At 71.4% G+C, this 19,332-nt stretch carries 18 protein-coding genes; 10 read left to right on the top strand and 8 right to left on the bottom strand.

What is annotated here, in order from left to right; all coding sequences use genetic code 11:
* Positions 1-26 precede the first annotated feature (26 nt).
* Entirely contained in the window at positions 27-389 is a 363-nt protein-coding gene (locus tag ACIQID_RS03700) for an SHOCT domain-containing protein (protein ID WP_400282093.1), read from the top strand.
* Here the strand turns inward: ACIQID_RS03700 and ACIQID_RS03695 are convergent.
* Together ACIQID_RS03695 and ACIQID_RS03690 are read right to left on the bottom strand one after the other, a co-directional pair.
* Positions 386-1,630 (bottom strand): glutamate--cysteine ligase, encoded by a 1,245-nt coding sequence (locus ACIQID_RS03695; protein WP_400282090.1) that lies wholly within the window; start codon positions 1,628-1,630, stop codon positions 386-388. The genes ACIQID_RS03700 and ACIQID_RS03695 overlap by 4 nt on opposite strands.
* Entirely contained in the window at positions 1,605-2,444 is an 840-nt protein-coding gene (locus ACIQID_RS03690) for a class II glutamine amidotransferase (protein ID WP_400282087.1), read from the bottom strand. Before ACIQID_RS03690 ends, ACIQID_RS03695 begins: the two co-directional genes overlap by 26 nt.
* A 248-nt stretch (positions 2,445-2,692) precedes the next feature.
* Between ACIQID_RS03690 and ACIQID_RS03685 the strand changes: the two genes are divergently transcribed.
* Positions 2,693-4,105, top strand: coding sequence for an ATP-binding protein (locus ACIQID_RS03685; protein WP_400282084.1), 1,413 nt, complete (start codon positions 2,693-2,695; stop codon positions 4,103-4,105).
* A gap of 3 nt (positions 4,106-4,108) precedes the next feature.
* Here the strand turns inward: ACIQID_RS03685 and ACIQID_RS03680 are convergent, their stop codons facing one another.
* Both ACIQID_RS03680 and ACIQID_RS03675 read right to left on the bottom strand, forming a co-directional pair.
* Entirely contained in the window at positions 4,109-5,332 is a 1,224-nt protein-coding gene (locus tag ACIQID_RS03680) for an AI-2E family transporter (protein WP_400282081.1), read from the bottom strand.
* Positions 5,333-5,354: 22 nt separating this feature from the next.
* Positions 5,355-5,765, bottom strand: a complete 411-nt coding sequence (locus ACIQID_RS03675; RefSeq protein WP_247640846.1) for an SHOCT domain-containing protein — start codon at positions 5,763-5,765, stop codon at positions 5,355-5,357.
* A 196-nt stretch (positions 5,766-5,961) separates the two neighbouring features.
* Here ACIQID_RS03675 and ACIQID_RS03670 point away from each other — a divergent pair, with 196 nt between their 5' ends.
* Genes ACIQID_RS03670 through ACIQID_RS03655 form a run of 4 tightly spaced genes read left to right on the top strand, consistent with a single transcriptional unit; the run spans position 5,962 to position 10,803 of the window.
* Positions 5,962-7,431 carry an APC family permease gene (locus ACIQID_RS03670; RefSeq protein ID WP_331202753.1) on the top strand — a complete coding sequence of 490 codons (1,470 nt, stop codon included), beginning with the start codon at positions 5,962-5,964 and terminating at the stop codon, positions 7,429-7,431.
* On the top strand, positions 7,428-7,844 hold the full coding sequence (locus tag ACIQID_RS03665; protein WP_400282077.1) for a hypothetical protein: 417 nt from the start codon (positions 7,428-7,430) through the stop codon (positions 7,842-7,844). Before ACIQID_RS03670 ends, ACIQID_RS03665 begins: the two co-directional genes overlap by 4 nt.
* Before the next feature lie 40 nt (positions 7,845-7,884).
* Positions 7,885-9,243: a dipeptidase gene (locus ACIQID_RS03660; protein WP_400282074.1), complete on the top strand. Its 1,359-nt coding sequence runs from the start codon at positions 7,885-7,887 to the stop codon at positions 9,241-9,243.
* Positions 9,244-9,279: 36 nt separating this feature from the next.
* Positions 9,280-10,803, top strand: coding sequence for an MFS transporter (locus tag ACIQID_RS03655; protein ID WP_312672737.1), 1,524 nt, complete (start codon positions 9,280-9,282; stop codon positions 10,801-10,803).
* A gap of 36 nt (positions 10,804-10,839) precedes the next feature.
* Here ACIQID_RS03655 and ACIQID_RS03650 read toward each other — a convergent pair whose 3' ends face one another.
* Positions 10,840-11,373: a hypothetical protein gene (locus tag ACIQID_RS03650; protein WP_400282071.1), complete on the bottom strand. Its 534-nt coding sequence runs from the start codon at positions 11,371-11,373 to the stop codon at positions 10,840-10,842.
* Positions 11,374-11,521: 148 nt separating this feature from the next.
* Positions 11,522-12,313 carry a hypothetical protein gene (locus ACIQID_RS03645; protein ID WP_400285767.1) on the bottom strand — a complete coding sequence of 264 codons (792 nt, stop codon included), beginning with the start codon at positions 12,311-12,313 and terminating at the stop codon, positions 11,522-11,524.
* On the opposite strand from ACIQID_RS03645, the gene ACIQID_RS03640 reads away from it, so the two are divergent.
* From ACIQID_RS03640 to ACIQID_RS03630, 3 genes are all read left to right on the top strand, one after another.
* Complete coding sequence (locus ACIQID_RS03640; protein WP_400285646.1) at positions 12,200-13,675, top strand: MFS transporter; 1,476 nt, start codon at positions 12,200-12,202, stop codon at positions 13,673-13,675. The two genes, ACIQID_RS03645 and ACIQID_RS03640, sit on opposite strands and share 114 nt — an antisense overlap.
* 9 nt (positions 13,676-13,684) lie before the next feature.
* Positions 13,685-14,191: a hypothetical protein gene (locus ACIQID_RS03635; RefSeq protein ID WP_331202757.1), complete on the top strand. Its 507-nt coding sequence runs from the start codon at positions 13,685-13,687 to the stop codon at positions 14,189-14,191.
* Positions 14,192-14,264: 73 nt separating this feature from the next.
* Positions 14,265-15,278, top strand: coding sequence for a DNA topoisomerase IB (locus ACIQID_RS03630; RefSeq protein ID WP_331202758.1), 1,014 nt, complete (start codon positions 14,265-14,267; stop codon positions 15,276-15,278).
* Here ACIQID_RS03630 and ACIQID_RS03625 read toward each other — a convergent pair.
* A complete protein-coding gene (locus ACIQID_RS03625; protein ID WP_400282067.1) occupies positions 15,244-16,248 on the bottom strand; it encodes a hypothetical protein in 1,005 nt (334 codons plus the stop codon). The genes ACIQID_RS03630 and ACIQID_RS03625 overlap by 35 nt on opposite strands.
* A gap of 2 nt (positions 16,249-16,250) precedes the next feature.
* Positions 16,251-16,748, bottom strand: coding sequence for a hypothetical protein (locus ACIQID_RS03620; RefSeq protein WP_312672724.1), 498 nt, complete (start codon positions 16,746-16,748; stop codon positions 16,251-16,253).
* A 130-nt stretch (positions 16,749-16,878) separates the two neighbouring features.
* Between ACIQID_RS03620 and ACIQID_RS03615 the strand changes: the two genes are divergently transcribed.
* Positions 16,879-19,320 (top strand): hypothetical protein, encoded by a 2,442-nt coding sequence (locus ACIQID_RS03615; protein ID WP_400282064.1) that lies wholly within the window; start codon positions 16,879-16,881, stop codon positions 19,318-19,320.
* The last annotated feature ends 12 nt before the right edge of the window (positions 19,321-19,332 follow it).

The following is a 19,332-nucleotide window of genomic DNA, read 5'->3' as shown; positions in this document are numbered from 1 at the left end:
CGGCCGTGCACAGGAGAGGAGGGGGGATGTTCGGTCGCAGAGCGGGTCGCGGAGGGCTGATCCGCGCAGCCGCGGCCACGACCGTGGTCTCGGGGACGGCCCCGGCGGTCACCGGTGGCGTTCGTGCCCGACAGGACGTCAGGGTGCCGCCGGACGACCTCGACGAGGCGTACGCCCAGCAGCGGCAGCAGGCGCAGATCGATCTGACGGCGCAGCAGGCCGTGAGCGCGCAACGGCAGCGGTGGGGGACCCCGCCACCAGAACCCGCCCCGGCGAGCAGGGCGGGGAACGAGCTCGTCGCGCAGATCCAGGCGCTGGCCGATCTCCATGAACGCGGACTCCTGTCGGAGGACGAGTTCATCGCCGGCAAGGCGCGCCTGCTGATCTAGCCGCTCGTGGGGAGGTCCACGACGCGGCCGGGCGAGCGCGGCGCGCCACGGGGGCGCGGCCACCGGCGTCCCGGCATCGGAGGCGGGGCGGCCGTCGTCTCGCGCGCGGCGGCGGCGATCACGTCCTCGCGTGAGCCTCCCGCGGCCAGCACGGCCCGCTGCCGGGCGGCACCGGTGCCCCTGGCGAGGACCTCCTGCACCACGCCGACGGCGAAGCGCTCCTCCGCGTCGTCGACGAAGTGGGCGCGGACGTGGTCCAGCAGACCGTGCACGGCGGCGGCCGCCGGGACGGGGAGCAGGGTCCGCGGATGCAGGAGGACGTCGTCGAGGCCCGATTTGCTGGCCCGCCAGGATGCCAGGCGCAGCAGGGCGGCGGGGACCGGATCGGCGGGCTCCCCGGCTCGCCACTGGTCGGCGGCCGTGTCGACGAGCGCACGCGTGATCACGGCGAGGGCGGCGGACTCCTCCGCGCGGAGGCAGACGTCCATGATCCGCGTCTCCACGGTCGGGGCGTGCCGCGACAGGCGGGCATCGGAGTAGATCATCCCGGCGTCGAGGGAGACCCCCGTCCTGAGCATCGCCGCGGCCGCCGCGTCATACGCCGCCGCCGAGCCGAAGACCTCGTAGGCGCCGGCCGAGGGCCAGCGCCCCCAGGCCTGGTACCGATAGCTGGCGAATCCCGTGTCGATCCCCTGGAAGAGCGGGGAGTTCGTGCTGATCGCGAGGAGCACCGGGAGCCAGGGGCGGATGCGGTCCAGCACACCCACGCCCTCCTCGTCGGATTCGACGGCGACGTGGACGTGCAGTCCGCAGGTGAGCTGCTCCGTCATGGTGAGGCCGAAGCGCTCCTGCATGCGGCGGTAGCGCGGTACGGGTGCGAGATGCGAGTCGAACGGCACGGTGCCGGTGCCCAGGGCGACCGCGCGGGCACCGACCGTGCGCGCGGCGGCGTCGGCGGTCTCGCGCCCGAGACGCACGGTCGAGACGAGTTCCTCGACCGTGGTCAGGGGCGGACTGACGACCTCGATCTGCTCCTCCTTCACCTCGAACTCGAGCGCAGGGACGGGCAGGTCGTCGTCCTCCGCGGCCGGCACGCGGACGATCCGACCGGCGACGGGCACCGGGACCAGGGTCCGGGCGTCGACGAGGAGCAGCTCCTCCTCGATGCCGACGGTCCGGGGCGGGGGAGCGGGGGTACCCGAGCGACGGGAGTCCTCACGCCGCTTCGAGGAAGGGCTCATGGCGATAGCCCGTGTCGTCGAGGATCGAGACCGTCGATTCGGGAACCTCCTGGAACACCCCCGGCAGGTCGTTCAGCGGTTCGGAGACGATGACGTGGGCGTGCCGGCCGAACGCCCGCAGCCGCTCGGCCTCGGGGTACATCTGGCGAAGGGTCTCGATGTCGGTCGAATGGTAGAGCGAGCGCGAGCGGCCGACGCTGGAGTAGCGGAAGGCCCACAGGGTGGTGCCGTCGGACACGGCGAAGGTCCCCTGCACCGGGAAGCGGATATCGTGCTCATGCCCGATCCGCTCGGTCTCTCGGATCGCGGCCCGCATCCCCGCGATCGGATCGTCCTGCAGGCCGAGGGTCAGCGCGAGGTAGAAGAGCACCTCGGAATCGGTGGTGCCCTGGATCTCCGGGTACAGGGAGGGGTCGACGGCGAGAGTGAGGTCGCGCTTGATCGTCAGGAAGTCCGCCAGGCCGCCGTTGTGCATGAAGAGCCAGTTCGCGTGCCGGAACGGGTGGCAGTTGGTCTGCTGGACCGGGGGGCCGGCCGCCGCTCTGACGTGGCTGAGGAACAGCGGGCTCCGGACCGTGCGGGAGATCTCGCGCAGGTTCTGATCGTTCCAGGCCGGCTCCATGCTGCGGAACAGGGTGGGCTTCGGAGGCTGCCCGGCATCGTCCGGACCCGGCACGGGATACCAGCCGAGACCGAAGCCGTCTCCGTTCACGGTCTCCGCGCCGAGCGGCGAGTCCAGCGACTGCGCCACCAGGGAGTGCCGCGAGTCGAGGATCACCTCCGAGGGGTGCAGCGGTTCTCCTGCGTACGCCAACCACCGACACATGTCGACACCTCATCCCTGACCCGGTCGGGTCCTGGCCCGACGATACGATCGGTCGGCCGCCCGGTCGTCATCCGCCGCGGGTGATGCTGGCCGTCCCGCGCCGCGGGCGGGGGCGCGATCTCCTCACCCGGCGAGGATGAGATCCGTCGGGAGCCGGCGGGAGGCCTTCCGCTTCCGCGTCCGACCTGGCTACTCTGCCGCTGAGCGCCGGAGCGGCGGGGTCGAAGGAGCGGGCGATGATCGATGACGGCACCCTCACCGCCGAGGCGCGGGTGGTCTCGCTGGACGGACGGCGCTTCCAGTTCGCCGGGCCGTTGGAGCCGGGCTTCGAGCCGGGAGGGTTCGTGACGCTGCGCCCGGCCACCGGAGCGCTCCAGCTCGGCCAGGTCGAGGACGTCGCGTTCACGATCGGCGGCGACGTGCACGGTGGGGGACGGATCCTGGGGGCGATCCCCGGGGAGGGCGGCGCCCCCGACAGCCGGCTGTCCGTCCCGTTCCCGATGGCCGACATGCGCCCGGCCGCGGCCTCCATGATCGCGGCGCTGTACGACGGCGTCGCGGCGTCGCTCGACATCGGGTCGCATCTCGTCGACGGCGACGTCCCCGCGCACCTGCTGCCGCGCCGCCTGAACCGGCACACGTTCTGGTGCGGTCAGAGCGGCTCGGGCAAGACGTATGCCCTCGGCGTGCTCCTCGAGCAGATCCTCCTGCGGACCTCCCTTCCGATGGTGATCTTCGACCCGAACGCCGACTTCGTCCGCATGCGCGAGTCCGATGGGGGGAGCGCGCCGTCCGCGGCCCGGCACCTGCTGGCGGAGCGCGACATCCGTATCCTCCGGCCCACCGCCGACGGCGCGGATGCGCTGCGCGTGCGGTTCGTCGACCTTCCGATTCAGTCCAGGGCCGCGGTGCTCCGTCTGCATCCGCTGGACGATCGGGCCGAGTACAACGAGCTGGTGCGGCTGGAGGAGACGGTCGGCACGCTGGACTCGCACGCGGTGGTGCCGCGACTGCTCGAACGGCGGACTCCGGCGGCCCTGGACCTCGCCGCCCGCATCCAGAACCTCGGTCTGATCGACTGGAACGTCTGGGCGCGGGGGTCGGAGCCCGTGACCGCGGTGATCGATGCGCGTCCGGATGCGACCGTGCTGGACCTCGGAGGGTTCACCGCCCCCGATGAGCCTCTGGTCGTGGCCCTGGCGGTGCTGGACGACCTGTGGGCGCAGCGCGAGCGACGGCGGCCGATCCTGATCGTCATCGACGAGGCGCACAACCTCTGCGCGCCCGACGGAGGGAGCCCGTTGCGCGCCCTCGTCCGGGAGCGCATCGTGCAGATCGCCGCCGAGGGTCGCAAGTTCGGCCTCTGGCTCCTGCTCTCCACGCAGCGGCCCTCACGGATCGATCCGAGCATCCTGTCGCAGTGCGACAACCTCGCGCTCATGAAGATGACCTCGGCGGTCGACCTCGACGACCTCGCCAGGACGTTCGGCTTCGTCCCCGCCGGCATCCTCGCCCGCGCGACGGGGTTCCGCCAGGGCGAGGCCCTCTTCGCCGGGGGGTTCGCGCCGGCGCCGTCGGTGGTGCGGGTGGGGGCACGCCTCACCCGTGAGGGCGGTGCCGACGTCCCGGTGCCGGTGCGGGGCGGCTGAGGTTCACAGCGGCTTCGCGCGGCGCTGCCGTTCCTCCTTGCGCGCCACCCGCGTCGCCTTCCGGTCGGCGTCTCTGGCCTCGATCAGCTCCTTGGCCTCGTCGATGTCCCCGGTCAGCGGGCGCCACAGGCGGGCGCGCGGATCGGCATCGATGAGGATGGTCCGCACCAGCAGCGTCAGCGGGACGGCGAGCAGAGCGCCGACGGGGCCGAGGATGACGGCCCAGAACAGCACGGACACGAAGGTGAGCGTCTGGTTCAGTGCCACGACGTTGGCCACCAGGAGGGGTTGCACGATGGACTGGACGATCACGTTGATGATGCCGTAGACGACGATGACCGCGATGCCGGTGGGCCAGCCGCCCGCGAGGAACCCGAAGACGGCCGGCGGGATGATGGCGATGAAGTAGCCGACGTTGGGGATGAAGCTGCAGATGAAGGACAGCAGCGCCCAGAGGAAGGCGGCGGGCACCTGGAGCACCGCCAGCGCGATCCAGTTCAGGGTGCTCTGCAGGACGCCGAGTCCCGTGGCGGCGATCATGTAGCGGCGCACGCTCGTGGCGAAGCCGGCGAAGGCCCCCACGAGGTCGGGGCGGCGCGGACGCATCTGGTCCAGGAGTGCGGGCAGGTAGGCCCCGTCCATGGCCATCAGCATCACGAGGGTCAGGATCACGACGAGTCCGAACACGATCCCCGTCACGCCGCCGAGGAGCCCGGCGGCGAAGTCCAGGAGGTTCGACGGCTCGAGGCCCGACACGATCGTCTCCGCGGACGCCGCGTCGATCCCGAAGCCGGACAGCCACGCGCCGATGCTCGCGCCGATCTGCTCGAGCTGCGGCGTGTACTCGGGGATCAGCGTCGTGAACTGGGCGAGCGCGATGACCAGCGCCGCGGCGAACGCCGCCAGCAGGGCGAAGACGAGGAGCATGGCCGTGACCGTCGCCGCGCCGCGGGGGACGCGGATCCGCTCCAGGACGGCGCGGATCGGGTGAGCGCAGATCGTGAGGACGAGAGCGAGGAGGACCGGTGCCGCGATCCCGCGCACGGCCCAGAGACCGAACGCGGCGGCTGCCGCTCCACCGCAGCCCATGAGGATGAACGCCACCCGGGGCGGGCCCGATGCGGTGGGGAGGGGGTCGGCAGCCACCGACGGGGCTGCGCTCCGGTCCGGAGCAGCGCCCCGGTCCGGAGCAGCGCCCGCCCGACGCCGCCAGAAGCGGAGGTTCATGGTCCGACCCCTGGCGCGGTGCTCATCCCGCCTGGAGCGCTCTGCGCTTCAGATCCGCGAACTCCTCGGCGGTGATCGCTCCGGCATCGAAGAGCGACTTCGCCTTCGCGATCTCGTCGACGGAGCTGGAGCCCGCGACGCCCCGGATGTAGTCGTCCGTGGCCTGTCGGGTCTCGATCGCCTCCCGGGTGCTGCGTTCGGCCATGGAGCGCCCCCGGGCGATGAGATACACGAACAGGGTGAGGAAGGGCACGAAGATCAGGAAGATCATCCACAGCGCCTTCAGCCAGCCGTTCAGGTCGGGATCGCGAAAGATGTCGCCGATCACGGTGAACAGCGCCATGAGGTAGGCGACGAAGACGAAGCCCCAGAAGAACAGCCAGAGGATGTCCCAGAAGGAGTACCAGAAGTTCATGATCCGCCCTTTCGTCATGTGACGAACCCAGCGTGGCCGGGCGGTCATCCGCGGGCATCATCCGGGCGGGGTGATTCGGCGCACCGGGATATCACCCCGGGCGGGTGAGGCGGCGGCTGCGCGCGGAACGCCACCCTGATCTCACCATTCCGGGCCTCTCAGGGCCGTGTCGACGAGCGTCCGGAGCAGCGGCTCAGGACGACGAGGAGCGAACATGTCAACTGTCGACTCGCAGGCCGGAGGGACGCCGTCCGCGCCCACCGGCCGGGTGGCCGGACGGCCCAACTACATCAGCTGGGCGGCGCTCGCCCTGATGACCGTCTCCTCGGTCGCCAGTCTGCGTCCCGCCCCGACCATGGCGATCTACGGACTCGCCGCCGTCTTCCTCTACGTCCTGCCGGCGATCATCTTCCTGATCCCGACGGCACTGGTCTCCGCGGAACTGGCCTCCGGATGGTCCGGAGGCGTCGCCCGATGGGTCGGCGAGGGCATCTCGCCGAACATGGGTTTCGTGGCCGCCTGGCACCAGTACGCGATGACGATCTTCTACTATCCGACGCTGCTCTCGTTCGTGGCCAGCACCCTCGCCTACGTGATCTACCCGCCCTGGGCGTCGAGCGGCGTGTGGACGGCCGTGGTCATCATCTCGGTCTACTGGCTGGGCGTGATCATCGCGCTGCGCGGCGGCATCGGCGTCATCGCCAAGCTCGCCTCCAGCGGCGTGATGGTCGGCACCCTCATCCCCGGCTTCCTCCTGGTCGTCCTCGGGGTGATCTACCTGGGGCAGGGGAACGCGTCGGCGGCCCCGATGACCCCGGACCACCTGCTGCCCGCCTGGACCGGCATCGCCAGCATCGTCCTCATCGTCAGCAACTTCGGCGCCTACTCCGGGATGGAGATGAACGCCGTGCACGTCAACCGCCTCAAGGATCCGGGGAAGCAGTTCCCGAAGGCCATGTTCGTCGCGATGATCCTGGTGTTGCTGGTGCTGACTCTGCCGCCGCTGGTGATCAGCTGGTTCATCCCCGCGGAGGAGCTGAGTCTGACGGCGGGGGTGATGCAGGCGTTCGACGCGGTCTTCGCGCACTTCGGCATCCAATGGCTCACGCCGATCGTCGGTCTGGCCATCGTCTCCGCGTCGCTCGCCGGGTTCCTCACCTGGCTGTCCGGTCCGTCCAAGAGCCTGCTGCTGGCCTCGCGCGGGGGAGGGTACATGCCGCCGTGGTTCCAGAAGACGAACGCCGAGGGCGTGCAGATCAACATCCTCGCGGCCCAGGGCATCGTGACGACCATCCTGGCCCTGCTGTTCGCCTTCGTCCCGGCGGTGTCCGACGCGTACTGGATGTTCATGACCATCACGACCTCGGTCTACCTGCTCATGTACCTCTGGCTCTTCATCGCCGCGATGAACCTGCGCCGGCGCCAGCCGGATCACCCCCGGGGCTACCGCGCGCCGTTCCTCAACCTGCTCTGCGTGGTGGGTTTCACCGCCTCGCTCGCCGCGATCCTGATCAGCTTCGTGCCGCCGTCCCAGTTCGGCGACGGGAACCCCCTGATCTTCGTCGCCATCGTCGGCGGCGGAATCCTCCTGCTCGGCTTCGTCATCCCGTTCCTGCTCGTGAAGCTGCGGCGTCCGAGCTGGCAGGTCGCCCCGGCGACCACGTCCGAGGAGGCACCATCATGACCCATCGAATCATCTACGGGAGCGTCGGCGCCGTGATGGCTCTGCTCCTGGTGACGATGCTGATCACCTTCAACTACAACCGATCGACCGAGGAGGCCCTCGACAAGGCGCAGGAGCTCAACGTCGCCTTCCAGGAGGCCGGACTGCCGGAGCTGCGGGACCCGGTCGAGGTCGCCAGGGTGCTCGGCACCGACGGCGGGTCGGTGTGCGACGCGGTGGAGCCGGGGGTGGGACGCGGACTCGCGAAGCTGAACATGTCGGTCGGGGGCGCATTCTTCACCCGCGCCGTCATCGCCGACCGCACCCTGGCCACCGGCCTGCTGGCCATCGTGCAGACCTACTGTCCCGACAGCATCCCGGACGCCGAGGACTTCATCGACGGCCTGAATCTCAGCGACACGATCCGCCGCTGAGTCCGAGGCCGGTGCGGAACCCGACGAGAGAGAAGACCTGATGTCCGAAGAGAAGCTGCGATCGACCATCCACGACCTCATGCCGCAGGCGCAGCGCGACCTCGCATCCATGGTGGCCTTCCGGTCGGTGCACGATGCGGAGCAGTTCCCGCCCGAGGAATGCCAGGGGATGATCGACTTCCTCGTCGACGCCTTCCGCGACCTGGGCTTCCAGGACGTCCGGGGATACGAGACGCCCGACGGCAGCCAGGCGGTCTGCGGGCACAGACCGGGTCCGCCGGGCGCGCCGACCGTGCTGCTGTACTTCCACCACGACGTGCAGCCACCGCTCGACGACGCGGCATGGGACAGTCCGGTGTGGGAGCTGACGGAGCGGAACGGCAGATGGTTCGGACGGGGAGCGGCGGACTGCAAGGGGAACATCGCGATGCACCTCACCGCGTTGCGCGCGCTCGGCGACGATCTGCCGGTCACCGTCAAGATCGTCGGGGAGGGCTCGGAGGAGCAGGGCACGGGAGGCCTGGAGGCGTTCGTCCCCGAGAACGCCGATCTGCTGCGGGCCGACGCGATCCTGGTCTGCGACACCGGCAACTTCGCGGTCGGAGTGCCGAGCCTCACCACCAGCCTGCGGGGCATGACCAAGGTCGTCCTCACCGTCCGCGCCCTCACCAGTCCCATGCACTCCGGCATGTTCGGAGGCGCCGCGCCGGACGCGCTCGCCGCGCTCATCGCCATCCTCGCCACTCTGCGTGACGAACGGGGGAACACGACCGTGACCGGGGTGGACGCCTCGCAGCGGTGGGACGGCGCCCGGTACGACGCCGAGCGGTTCCGTGCGGATGCGAACGTCATCGACGGGGTGGACCTGCTCGGCGACGCCGTCGCCGACATGGTGTGGGCGCGCCCGACCGCGACGGTCCTCGGGATCGACTGTCCCGACGTCGTCGGCTCCTCCGCCGCGATCCAGGGCTCGGCCCGTGCGCGGATCGAGCTCAGGATCCCGCCGGGCACCGACCCCGCCGAGGCGCAGGAGGCCCTGATCGCGCACCTCACCGCCGCGGCACCGTGGAACGTGGAGGTCGAGATCGAGCCGGAGGCGGAGGGGGCGCCGTTCCAGTCGACGCTCGCCGGCCCGGGCTTCGAGACGATGCGGGCGGCGATGTACGACGCGTACGGTCGCGAGCTCATCACGCAGGGTCAGGGAGGATCGATCCCGCTGTGCGCCGTGTTCGCCGAGACGTTCCCCGACGCGGAGATCATGCTGATGGGGGTCGAGGAACCGCTGTGCCTCATCCACGCGCCGAACGAGAGCGTCGATCCCACCGAGATCGAGAACATGGCACTCGTCGAGGCGCTCTTCCTCGAACGGTACGCGGCGGCGGTCGCGGGCGATGCCTGAGCGCACCGGTCCGAGCGGACGCAGAAGGGAGTGGCGATGAGCAGCACACCGACCGCCGCGCGGACCGGAGGGGTTCTCGCGGCGACCTGCCTGTCGACCCTCGTGGTCAACGCCAACACGTCCGCCGTCAGCATCCTGCTTCCGGCGATCAGCGAGGACACCGGCATGTCGGTGACCGACCTGCAGTGGGCGGTCACCGGGTACTCCCTCGTCGGAGCGGCCGTCATCATCACGTCCGGCTCGCTCGGCGACGTGTTCGGGCGCCGACGCGTCTTCCAGCTGGGTCTGCTCCTCTTCGTCGCCTCCTGCGTCCTCATCGCGCTGTCGCCGAACGGGGGGATGGTGATCGCGGGCCGGATGATCCAGGGGGCGGCGGGTGCGACGATCCTCGCCTGCGGCATGAGCCTGCTGTCGGTGGCGAACAGCGGCCAGGCCCAGCTGCGCGCCGTCTCGCTGTGGGGGGCGGCGGCAGCGGTCGGTGCGGCGGCGGGACCGCTCCTGGGCGGCCTGCTGGTCGGGATCACCGGCTGGCAGGGCCTGTTCTGGGTGGATGCCGTCGTCGGCGTCGTGTGCATCGTCATCACCGCCGCCACGGTGTCCGAGTCGCGGGACGAGAACCGCTCGCACTCGATCGACTACGCCGGCACCGCACTGGTCGCCCTCACCCTCGCTCCGATCATCCTCGCCATGAGCAAGGGGGCCGAGTGGGGCTGGGGATCGCCGGCGACTCTCGGGTCCCTCGCCCTCGGCGTGGTCGCCGGTATCGCGTTCGTGCTCGTCGAGCGTCGGGTGAAGGTCCCGCTGCTGGATCTCGCCCTGCTGCGAAACCGGGTCCTGGTCGGCTCCACGGTCGCGATCCTGATCGGCGCCGGCACCGTGAACGCCCTGATGTACCTCCTGAGCCTGTACTTCCAAGACCCGGCGAGCCTCGGATTCAGTCCGCTCCAGGCGGGTCTGGCCACGTTGCCCGCCACGGTGGGCCTCGTCCTGGTCGCGCCCCTCGTGCCCCGCCTCGCCGCGCGTCTGGGCGGCAGACAGGTCGTCGGCGCCGGGTTCGCCATCTCCGCGGCGGGCTTCGCGGTCATCGGCTTCACCGGTGCCTCCTGGACCTACGCCGTCTTCGTCCTCCCGCTGATCGCCGTCGCGGTCGGCATGGGGCTCTCGAACGGTCCCGCGTCCTCGGCGGCGACGGCGGCGGTGCCCGCGAATCAGGTCGGCGAGGCGTCCGGGGTCTCGAACATGGCGCGGTACATCGGCGCCGCCGTGGCCACGGCGCTCGCGGCGTCGATCTACGGCTCGGTGATCGCGTCGCGGACCGCGGGCGGCGTCGACGCGTCCGACGCGCTGGCGGACGGACTCGCCGCGACCTCGTGGGTGATGGCGGGATTCAGCCTCGCGGGCGTGCTGATGGCCGTCGTCATGGGGCGGCACCGTCCGGCGGAGGGCACGATCGCGGATGCCGCCGCCGCGGCCGCGGCGATCAGCATCACCTTGCCGACCTCGGCGACGGCGTCCGGCGACGGGGAACGAGCCGGGGGACCGGCGGGCCGGGGACGCTGACGGCTCGCCGGGCCGGGATCCGGCGAGCCGTCCGCGTCACTCGTACGCGCCGTCGACGTCGCTGTCGAGCTCGTCCTGATCGACGGAGAGCTCGCGCCGCGTCACCCGGGTCGCGTGGACCAGCAGCTCCTCGACCTCGGCCGCGTCGTCGGGGTCAACGACGAACACGATGCCCGCGCTTCCCGCGTCCAGAGTCTCGCTGATGGCCTCGAGGTCCCGGGAGGGCGTCTTGCGGCCGATGTGTCCGGCGACGGCTCCGATGCCGGCGCCGGCCCCTCCGGCGGCCACGACGGCCGTCCCCACGGCGACGGCGGGGAACAGCGCGAGCGCGAGCCCGCTCGCGAGCCCGATGGCCAGGCCCTTGCGGGCTCCGTGGCTCCTGCCGCCGTCATCGCGCTTGACGATCGTGAGCCTGCCGTCCATCGCGCGGGCGATCACGGCCGCGTCGAGCGGGCCGTGCTCGTGCCTGTCGTCCTCGTGATAATGCGCGTGGATCGCGTCGAAGTCCTCGACGGCGTGTTCCTGGTCGGCGTACTGCGCCGCGACCGCGACATAGGTCTCGTCGGACATGCGTCACTCCTTCTCGTCAGCACTGATCTCCCCCGACCGGGCGGTCATCGACGCGCTGGTCACGCGAAGCCTAGGACCGCGGGGGAGTGCCCGACATCATCCGGATGAGGTGACGTCCGGCCGCTTCCGACGGAGCGGGGCGCTGCGGCTACTCGCACTCCCCGAGGAACCCGAGGTAGCACACGGCCTCGTGCGTGACGGCCGGCTCGGCATCGTCGTTCGAGACCTGGCGCGTGGCCGTCTCCGGTGTCCGGGTGAGGTGCCCGAAGTCGCCGAGCGAGGCCACGTACATGCCCTCGGTGTCCTCCGCGATCATCCGGTCGATCTCGGCGCGGTGCTGCGCGCACAGGTCCGCGGCGGCCGGGACGAGGTCGACCCCGGCGCACGCGCCCGCGTACTCGGCCTCCATGAGGCCGATGCAGTCCGTCCAGTCCTGGTCCACCGCGCACGGGCTCACGCCGTCGTCGGCGACGAGGTACTTGCCGGTCTCGTACTCCTCGCTGTGGAAGGTCTCGGGCTTCTCCGGCACGTCGATCTTGGTCCAGTGGCGCGCGGTCGTGAAGGCGAACACCGTCACGATCGCGGCGATCAGGAGCAGCGCGCCCACGATGCCCAGCGTCACCCAGAGTCCGACCCGGCTCTTCCGCTCCGGGCTCTCCGCGGGCGCAGGGTTCCACGGGGCGGCTGCGGGTGCCGGAGGGGGTGCCGCGGCGAATCCCGGCGCGGAGGCGACGGGAAGCTCGTGTCCCCCGAGCGGTGCCACCGCAGGGGCGGGCGCCGCCGACGCCGTGGTCGCGAGCCAGTAGTCGTACCAGGCCCGGCTCGCCTGCTCGTCCGCGGCGACCTGCTGCGCCTCGGCGTCGGTGAGCACGAGGCCCCACGCGTCACGGGCCGGTGCCTGGGGGAGGGCGCAGCGGAAGTCTTCGAACGACACGGGCATGCTCGCAGAATATCGGCTTCCTCCCCGAGGCCCCGGCGGTCATCCGATGTCCCCGGCTCCTGGAACAATGACGAGGTGATCGGTATGAAGTCCTTCTGGAACGCGTTGCCCACCGAGGGGCGCTGGTTGCTGTCGACCGTGGCGATCCAGACCCTCGGGCGCGGCATGACGCTGCCGTTCACGATCATCTACCTCCACGAGGTCCGCGGCTTCGACCTCGGGTTCTCCGGAGCGCTGATGAGCCTCATCGCGATCACGGGGCTCGTCGTCACCGGTCCCGGGGGCACGCTCATCGATCGCTTCGGCGCCCGGCGCGTGCTGATCGTGGGACTGCTCGCGATGATCGCGGGGTGCACGCTCCTCGCCTATGCCACGCATCCCGCCGTCGCGACCGTCGCGGTCGTGCTCATCGGGGTGAACTTCGGGGTCTCCTGGCCCGGCTTCAACGCGCTCATCGCCTCGGTGGTGGACGGCGAGGTCCGTCAGCAGTACTTCGGCGTGAACTTCGCCCTCGTCAACCTCGGCATCGGCGTGGGCGGCATCATCGGCGGGTTCTTCGTCGACGTGACAGAGCCGTCGACCTTCACCACGATCTTCCTCATCGACGCGGCCACGAGCCTCATCCCGCTCGCTCTGCTCCTCGGCCCGCTCCGGCACGTGCGCACGCAGCCGGACCCCGACCCGTCGGCCACCACCGAGGGCGGCTACCGGGAGATCCTCCGCCGACCGGCGGTGCTGTGGATGACGCTGCTGACCTTCTTCTCCGTCTTCATCGGCTACGGCCAGATCGAGGCCGGCTTCCCCGCCTACGCCCGTCAGGTCGCCCAGGTCTCGACGGCCGTCGTCGGCATCTCCTTCGCGGTGAACACGGCCGTCATCGTGCTGCTGCAGTTCGCTGTCCTCCGGCTCATCACCGGGCGCCGGCGCACCAGGGTCATGCAGGTCATGGCGCTCATCTGGGCCGTCTCCTGGGTCATGCTCGGGGCCGCCGGCGTGCTCCCCGACTCGGTCACGGCCGCGATCGCGGTCATCGCGTTCATGGGCGTGTTCGCCTTCGGGGAGACGATGATGCAGCCGACGATCCCGGCCATCTACAACGATCTCGCGACGGACCGCACCCGCGGGCGCTACAACGCCCTCAACTCCGCGGCCTTCCAGGGCGGTGCCATCCTCGGCCCGCTCGTCGCGGGGGTGCTCCTCGGCGTCGGCGTCAGCGGCTGGTTCATCGCGGTCATGGTCGCGGGCAGCCTCGCCGTCGGCGTGCTCGCGGTGGTGCTGGAGCGGGTGCTCCCGGCAGCGGCCAACGGCCGCAGCGCCGAGGTCCATCGAACGGACGAGGTCGAACGGACGCCGCCGGTCTAGGCTCCGAGCATGGCCCTCGAACCGCTCTTCCTCCGCCTCGACCGGATCGCGGGTGGGCGGCAGGCCGGCGTGCTGATCAGCGACGCCGGTCGCACCCATCCGCGGACCGTCCGCGCCTTCGCCTGGATCCTCTGGCTGCTCGTCGCCGAGCTGGTGCTCGGGGTGGGCGCCGTGGTGGTCGCCCTGGTGCTCGCCGCCGACGGCGACAGCGTGCCCTTCGCCGTGTGGATGCGCACTCTCGTGGTGCTGGCGATGACGGCGACGTTGTTCTACTTCGCGTGGCGCGCGCGTCGCGGATGGCGCTGGGCCTACCTCCGGCTGCGGCTGTTCGCGCAGATCTTCCCGGTCATCACGCTCGTCATGGCGGCGATCCCCGGCCTCTATCCCGTCTGGATGGTCACCGAGCAGATCGTCTTCAGCCTGATCATGATCGGCATCGCGGACTTCCTCACCAGCGACCACATGCGAGCGGTCTTCGCGAAGGACGCCGACGTGGATAGCACGCCGGCGGGGTGAGACGCCACTCCCTTCCCGCCGAGGTCGCGGTCGCTCCACACTCGGAGGAGCTGCACGGCGGGAGGAGAGACGCATGGCGCGACTGGTGCGAGTGGTACCCGGTCAGGACCCGGGTTTCACACGGAAGCGGACGAGCTCGGGATTCCGGTACGTCGATCCGACGGGGGAGCCGGCGCCCGAGGCGGATCGCGAACGCATCAGCGACCTGGTGATCCCTCCGGCGTGGCAGGACGTGTGGATCGCGGCCGACCCGCTCGCGCACATCCAGGCCGTGGGGATCGACACCGCCGGGCGCAAGCAGTACCTCTACCACCCGCTCTGGCGGGTCTCCCGCGACCGTCGCAAGTTCGTCCGTGCGCTGGACCTCGCCGCGGCCCTGCCCAGCGCCCGGGCGCAGGTCACGAAGGCTCTCAAGGAGGACGGGCAGACGAAGGAGCGCGCCCTCGCGATCGCCTTCCGCCTCCTCGACGACGCCGCGCTGCGGATCGGTTCGGAACGCTACCTGGCGCGCCACGGCAGCCGGGGCCTGACCACGCTCCGCCGCCGCGACGTCCGCATCGACGGCGGCGACGTCGCCCTCTCCTTCCCGGCGAAGAGCGGACAGACCGCCGCGATCGAGATCACCGACGAATCCCTCGCCGAAGCCCTCACCGACTTCGCGAGCGGTGCCTCGACCGCCTTCCTCCTGGCGTACCGGAAGGGTCGGCGGCGGGTGAAGATCACGCCTGCCGAGGTCAACACGTACCTCAAGGACGTGCTGGGTGCCAGCTTCTCCGCCAAGGACTTCCGGACGCTGCACGGCACGATCATCGCTGCGGATGCCCTCGCCCGCATCGGAGCCCTCGACCGCCGCGGTCAGCGCAACCAGGCCGAACGCCTCGCGGTGCAGGCGGCGGCGACCGCCCTCGGCAACACGACCGCGGTCGCCCGCAACAGCTACATCGATCCCCGCGTGTTCCGGCAGTACGGCCGGGGGCGGACGCTCGATCTCGACGTGACTCCGGAGACGGCGATCCGGCGGCTGCTGGGCGGACCGGAGACGTCGCGCAAGGTCAACCGGCGAGGAACAGCCACACGGCGGCGATGACGAGGGGCACGAGCGGCGTGAGGACCGCGGCGAGCACCGGCACCCCGCGGGTCCGGGTCTCGAGGTGTCGGGCCCGGGGTGCCAATGTGTCGCCGGCCCGGCGCACCGCCTCCGGATCCAGGGGTTCGGCGGCCTCGTCGCGGTAGAGCAGCGTGCGCCGTCCGAACCGTTCGTGCAGCACCGCGATCGCCGTGAGGAACCGGCTGAGCTCCGCGGGACGGGTGAGATCGAGCGCGGGGAAGTACACGTGCAGGGTGCTGTCGACGAGTTCGAGATCGAGGTCGGCGCTGGCGTCGAGGAGCACGGCCATCAGGTCGGGGGTCAGCACGTAGAGCGCCGCGGTCTCGGAGCCCGCAGGCACGGACACCTCGAACACGTCGCTGAAGTTCCCCTCCAGGCGCAGCTCCGTCCGTCCGCGGGGACGACGCGGCAGGAGACTCAGGGCTCCCGCGCCACGGCGCGACCGCAAGGCGATGCGCGGCACCTCGCTTGGCAACGGGATCCGCACCGCGCGGACCGTGTGCATGGTCGATCCCTCGCCGTCACCGGTGACGAACGTGCGCTCGACGGAGTCGAACGGGATCTCGGCGTCGCGCGCATCGAGGAGATCCGTGGCCGTGCGATTCCCGCGGTCGATCTGCTCGTCGATCGAACCTCCCCACAGACGATCGCCGACGTCGGGTCGATAACGCCAACCGGAGGCCCCGGCGAGCTCGATCAGTGCCGCACGCTGCCGCTGATGGCGGCGGATGCGGGTAGCGGTGGTGCCGACGAGCAGGGCGCCGCCCAGGATCACCGCGAGCTGGGCGGCGAGCAGCACTGTCCCGTGCAGGCCGAATCCGACCGGGAGGAGGTACAGGGCGACGACCGCGGCGATGCCCAGGTAGGCGAGGGAAAGCCCCGCGAGGAGGAGGACGGCGGGCGCGCCCCCCGATGCGCCCGCCGATCCGGTGTGGTGCTGCGGCGCCACCGTCAGGGCTTGTAGACGATCGCGATGTGGAGCTGTCCGGCATCGCGGGCCCACGCCAGCCAGCGCGGCTCGCCCAGACCGCTCAGGCGCTGGATCGGGATGACGTGGATGCCGTCCTCGACCCGGCTCAGCGCGCGGAACTCGGGCTTCTTCGAGATCCAGATCGAACCGCCGCCGTCCCACGGCTCCAGGCACGTGTACACGTAGCCGTGCTCGCGCAGATTGATGCTGTCGGCGAGGCGGTCGGCCTGCGTCCGCATCTCGGCGAGCGTCTGCTCCGGCACGTTGCCGTCGAGCGTGAACGCGGCGACGTCGTACACGTTGCCCTCGCCGAAGTCGCGCGAGGTGAGGATCGAGAGCTCCGTCACGCCCTTGTCGGAGGCGCGGGTCCAGAGGGCATGGGAGTTCTTGGCGCGCTTGTTCATCAGGAAGCCGCCGAAGTTCACCTTCTGGAAGGCGAAGTCGTCGAGCTTCGCGGCGATCGATGCGCGTGTGGTCATGGCCTGTCTCTCCTTGGTCCGGGGCGGGGCTCGCTCCGGAACCGAGAGTAGGGAGGGCTGCCGGACCGGCGGGGAAGCCCGAACGACTCCGAACGACCGCCCGCCGGACGGCTGCCCTAGGCTCGGGATCATGCCCGCCCCTCGCACGCTCGATGAGCTCAGTACGGGGCTCGGGCGTCTGCGGGCGGCGGCGGACACCCCCTCCTATGCGGAGATCGCACGGCGGATCGGAGACCTCCGCGGTGGGGAGGAGCCGGCCAAGGTGACGGTCTACGACTGTTTCCGACCGGGGCGCCGACGCGTCGACGATCGCCTCGTCGGCGATATCGTGCGCGCGCTCGGCGGCGAGCGCGCGGAGGCGGAGCGGTGGCGCACCGCGGCGCGCACTCTGAACGGCGAACGCTCGGGGGTGCATGTGGAGGTGGCTCTCGGGCCGCGCGAGAGTTCCGGCACCGCGATCGGTCGGGAGACGCTGATCGCGTCGATCCCGGACACCGGGGTCGTCGTCCTGTCGGGGCTTCCCGGCGTGGGCAAGACGACGCTCGCGTCTGCGGTGGCGGGGCCGGGGCCGGTGCTCACGGTCGAGCTCCGCGAGTCGCTGTCCGATCGTCCGCTTCCCGACCCCGTGGACATCCTGCGCCGCATGCTGGCGGCACTCGGTGCCCGTTCGCTGCCCTATGAGCTCGCACGGCTGCGTGCGCAGCTCTCCCGCCTCGCGAGTCGGACGACGGTCGTGATCGAGGACGCCGGCGACGCCCACCGGCTGGCGGCTCTGCTCGTCCCCGGCGTCCGCTTCCTCGTCACGACGCGCCGCGACCTGCGCGACCTCGACAGACGGATCCCGGGCGGCGGCGTCGGAGTGACGCACGTCGTGGTGCCGCCGATGGAGGACGCGGATGCGCGCCGCCTGTTGACGGCCCTGCTCGACGACGACGGTGCCGTCACTCCCGTCCGGGGAGACGGCATCGACGGCGAGGCGCTCGGACGGATCGTCGCCGTCGGCGGCGGCCTCCCGCTGGACCTCGCGATGCTCGCCGGCATCGTGAGGGAGCACCCGGGGTGGTCCTTCGACGATCTCGCCTCCCGCTTCGAGAACGAGCCGCGGGATGCGCGCATCCGTCCTGTCCTCGAAGCCGCCACGCGGTCCCTGCCGTCCGCGGACGCCGAGGCCCTCGCGGATGCCGCCCTGCTGGATCGCGACATCGACGAGGACGTGCTGCGCGCTGCCGTGGGGCGGGAGGCGGAGGAAGCGCTGGGGCGTCTGCAGGCCCGGCACCTGCTCGAACGGCATGCGGGGCGGGTGAGCATGCACGACACCGTGTTCGCCTTCGCGGCGGAGCGGTCGCGCGCGCTGCGGCCGTCCTCGACGCGGCGGAGGTTCGTGCAGCGGGCGGCGCAGGCGGTGCTCGACCGGATCGCGGACGACCCCGACTATGCCGCTCGGGAGGTGAACACGGTGCTCGCGGTGGCCGCCGCCGCGCGCGAACACGAGCTGGACGGCGCGGTGGAGCGTCTGGCGCTGGACGCGCACCCGGGCCTGGCGCGGTGGTCCCTGTGGAGCGAGTCCCTCGAGCTGCACGACCTCGCCGCCCGTGGTCGCGGGCTGGAGCTCGTGCCCGAGATCGCCCTCGGGGTCGCGCACGGTGCCGAGAAGCTGGGCCGGCTGGACGAAGCCCTCATCACCCTGCATCGCGTGCGCCGGATCGCCGAGGGCGCGGCGCTGGCGCGTACCTGGAACCAGATCGGCAACGTCCAGCGGTGGATGAGCCATCTGGAAGACGCCCTCGCGTCCTATCGCCGGGCCGTCGACATCGCCCGGGAGGCGGGCGACCGGGTGGTCGAGGGACGCGCCACGGGGAATCACGCGGACACGCTTCGCATCCTCGCCCGCTACCCGGAGGCGGAGGAGGGGTACGCCACGGCGCTGCGCATGGCCGTCGCCGAGGGGGACGACCTCAACATCGCCGTCGTGCGCGGGAATCGCCCCTTGCTCCTGCTGGCGGTCGGGCGCCTGGACGAAGCCGAGGCGGAGCTGCAGGAGCTTCTCGCCGCGTCGAGCGTGGCGTCCCTCCCGTTCGTTCGTCGGACGCTGGCACTCGTGGCGGAGGCGCGCGGTGACGACGGGCTCGCCGAGCTCCGCTGCGCCGATGCCGCGGAGACGCTGCGGGTGGCAGCCGAATTCGGCACCTCCGCCGACCTCGACCTGCTCTCCGCGCGCATCCGGGGTCGCCGAGGAGAGACGGCCACGGCGGCGGCCGACGCCGAACGGGTGCTCGCGGCGGCCGAGCAGGCCGGGTCGCCGCTCATCGCGACGGAGGCGGCGAACTCGCTCGCCGAGATCCTCGTGCAGGGCGCCGCTGCGGACGCCACCCGCTGGGCGCATGCGGACCGTCATGCGCGCGAGGCGCGCAGCGTCGCGGAGGCGACGGGCGATCGGGCCGAGGTGGCACGCAGCGACGCGATCCTCGCGCGCGCTGCGGCTGCCCGGGGAGACGAGGCCGAGGCCGCGGCGCGAAGAGCCGCCTCGCACCGTCTCTATGCGGCGATCGGACATCGGCTCGCGGCCGTGTGAGCGCGCAGACGC

This window comes from Microbacterium sp. NPDC091676 (genome assembly GCF_044756645.1).
In the GTDB taxonomy this organism is placed as follows: domain Bacteria; phylum Actinomycetota; class Actinomycetes; order Actinomycetales; family Microbacteriaceae; genus Microbacterium; species Microbacterium paraoxydans_D.
The sequence above is the reverse complement of the archived record's forward strand: the minus strand, read 5'-3'. Positions and strand labels throughout refer to the sequence as shown.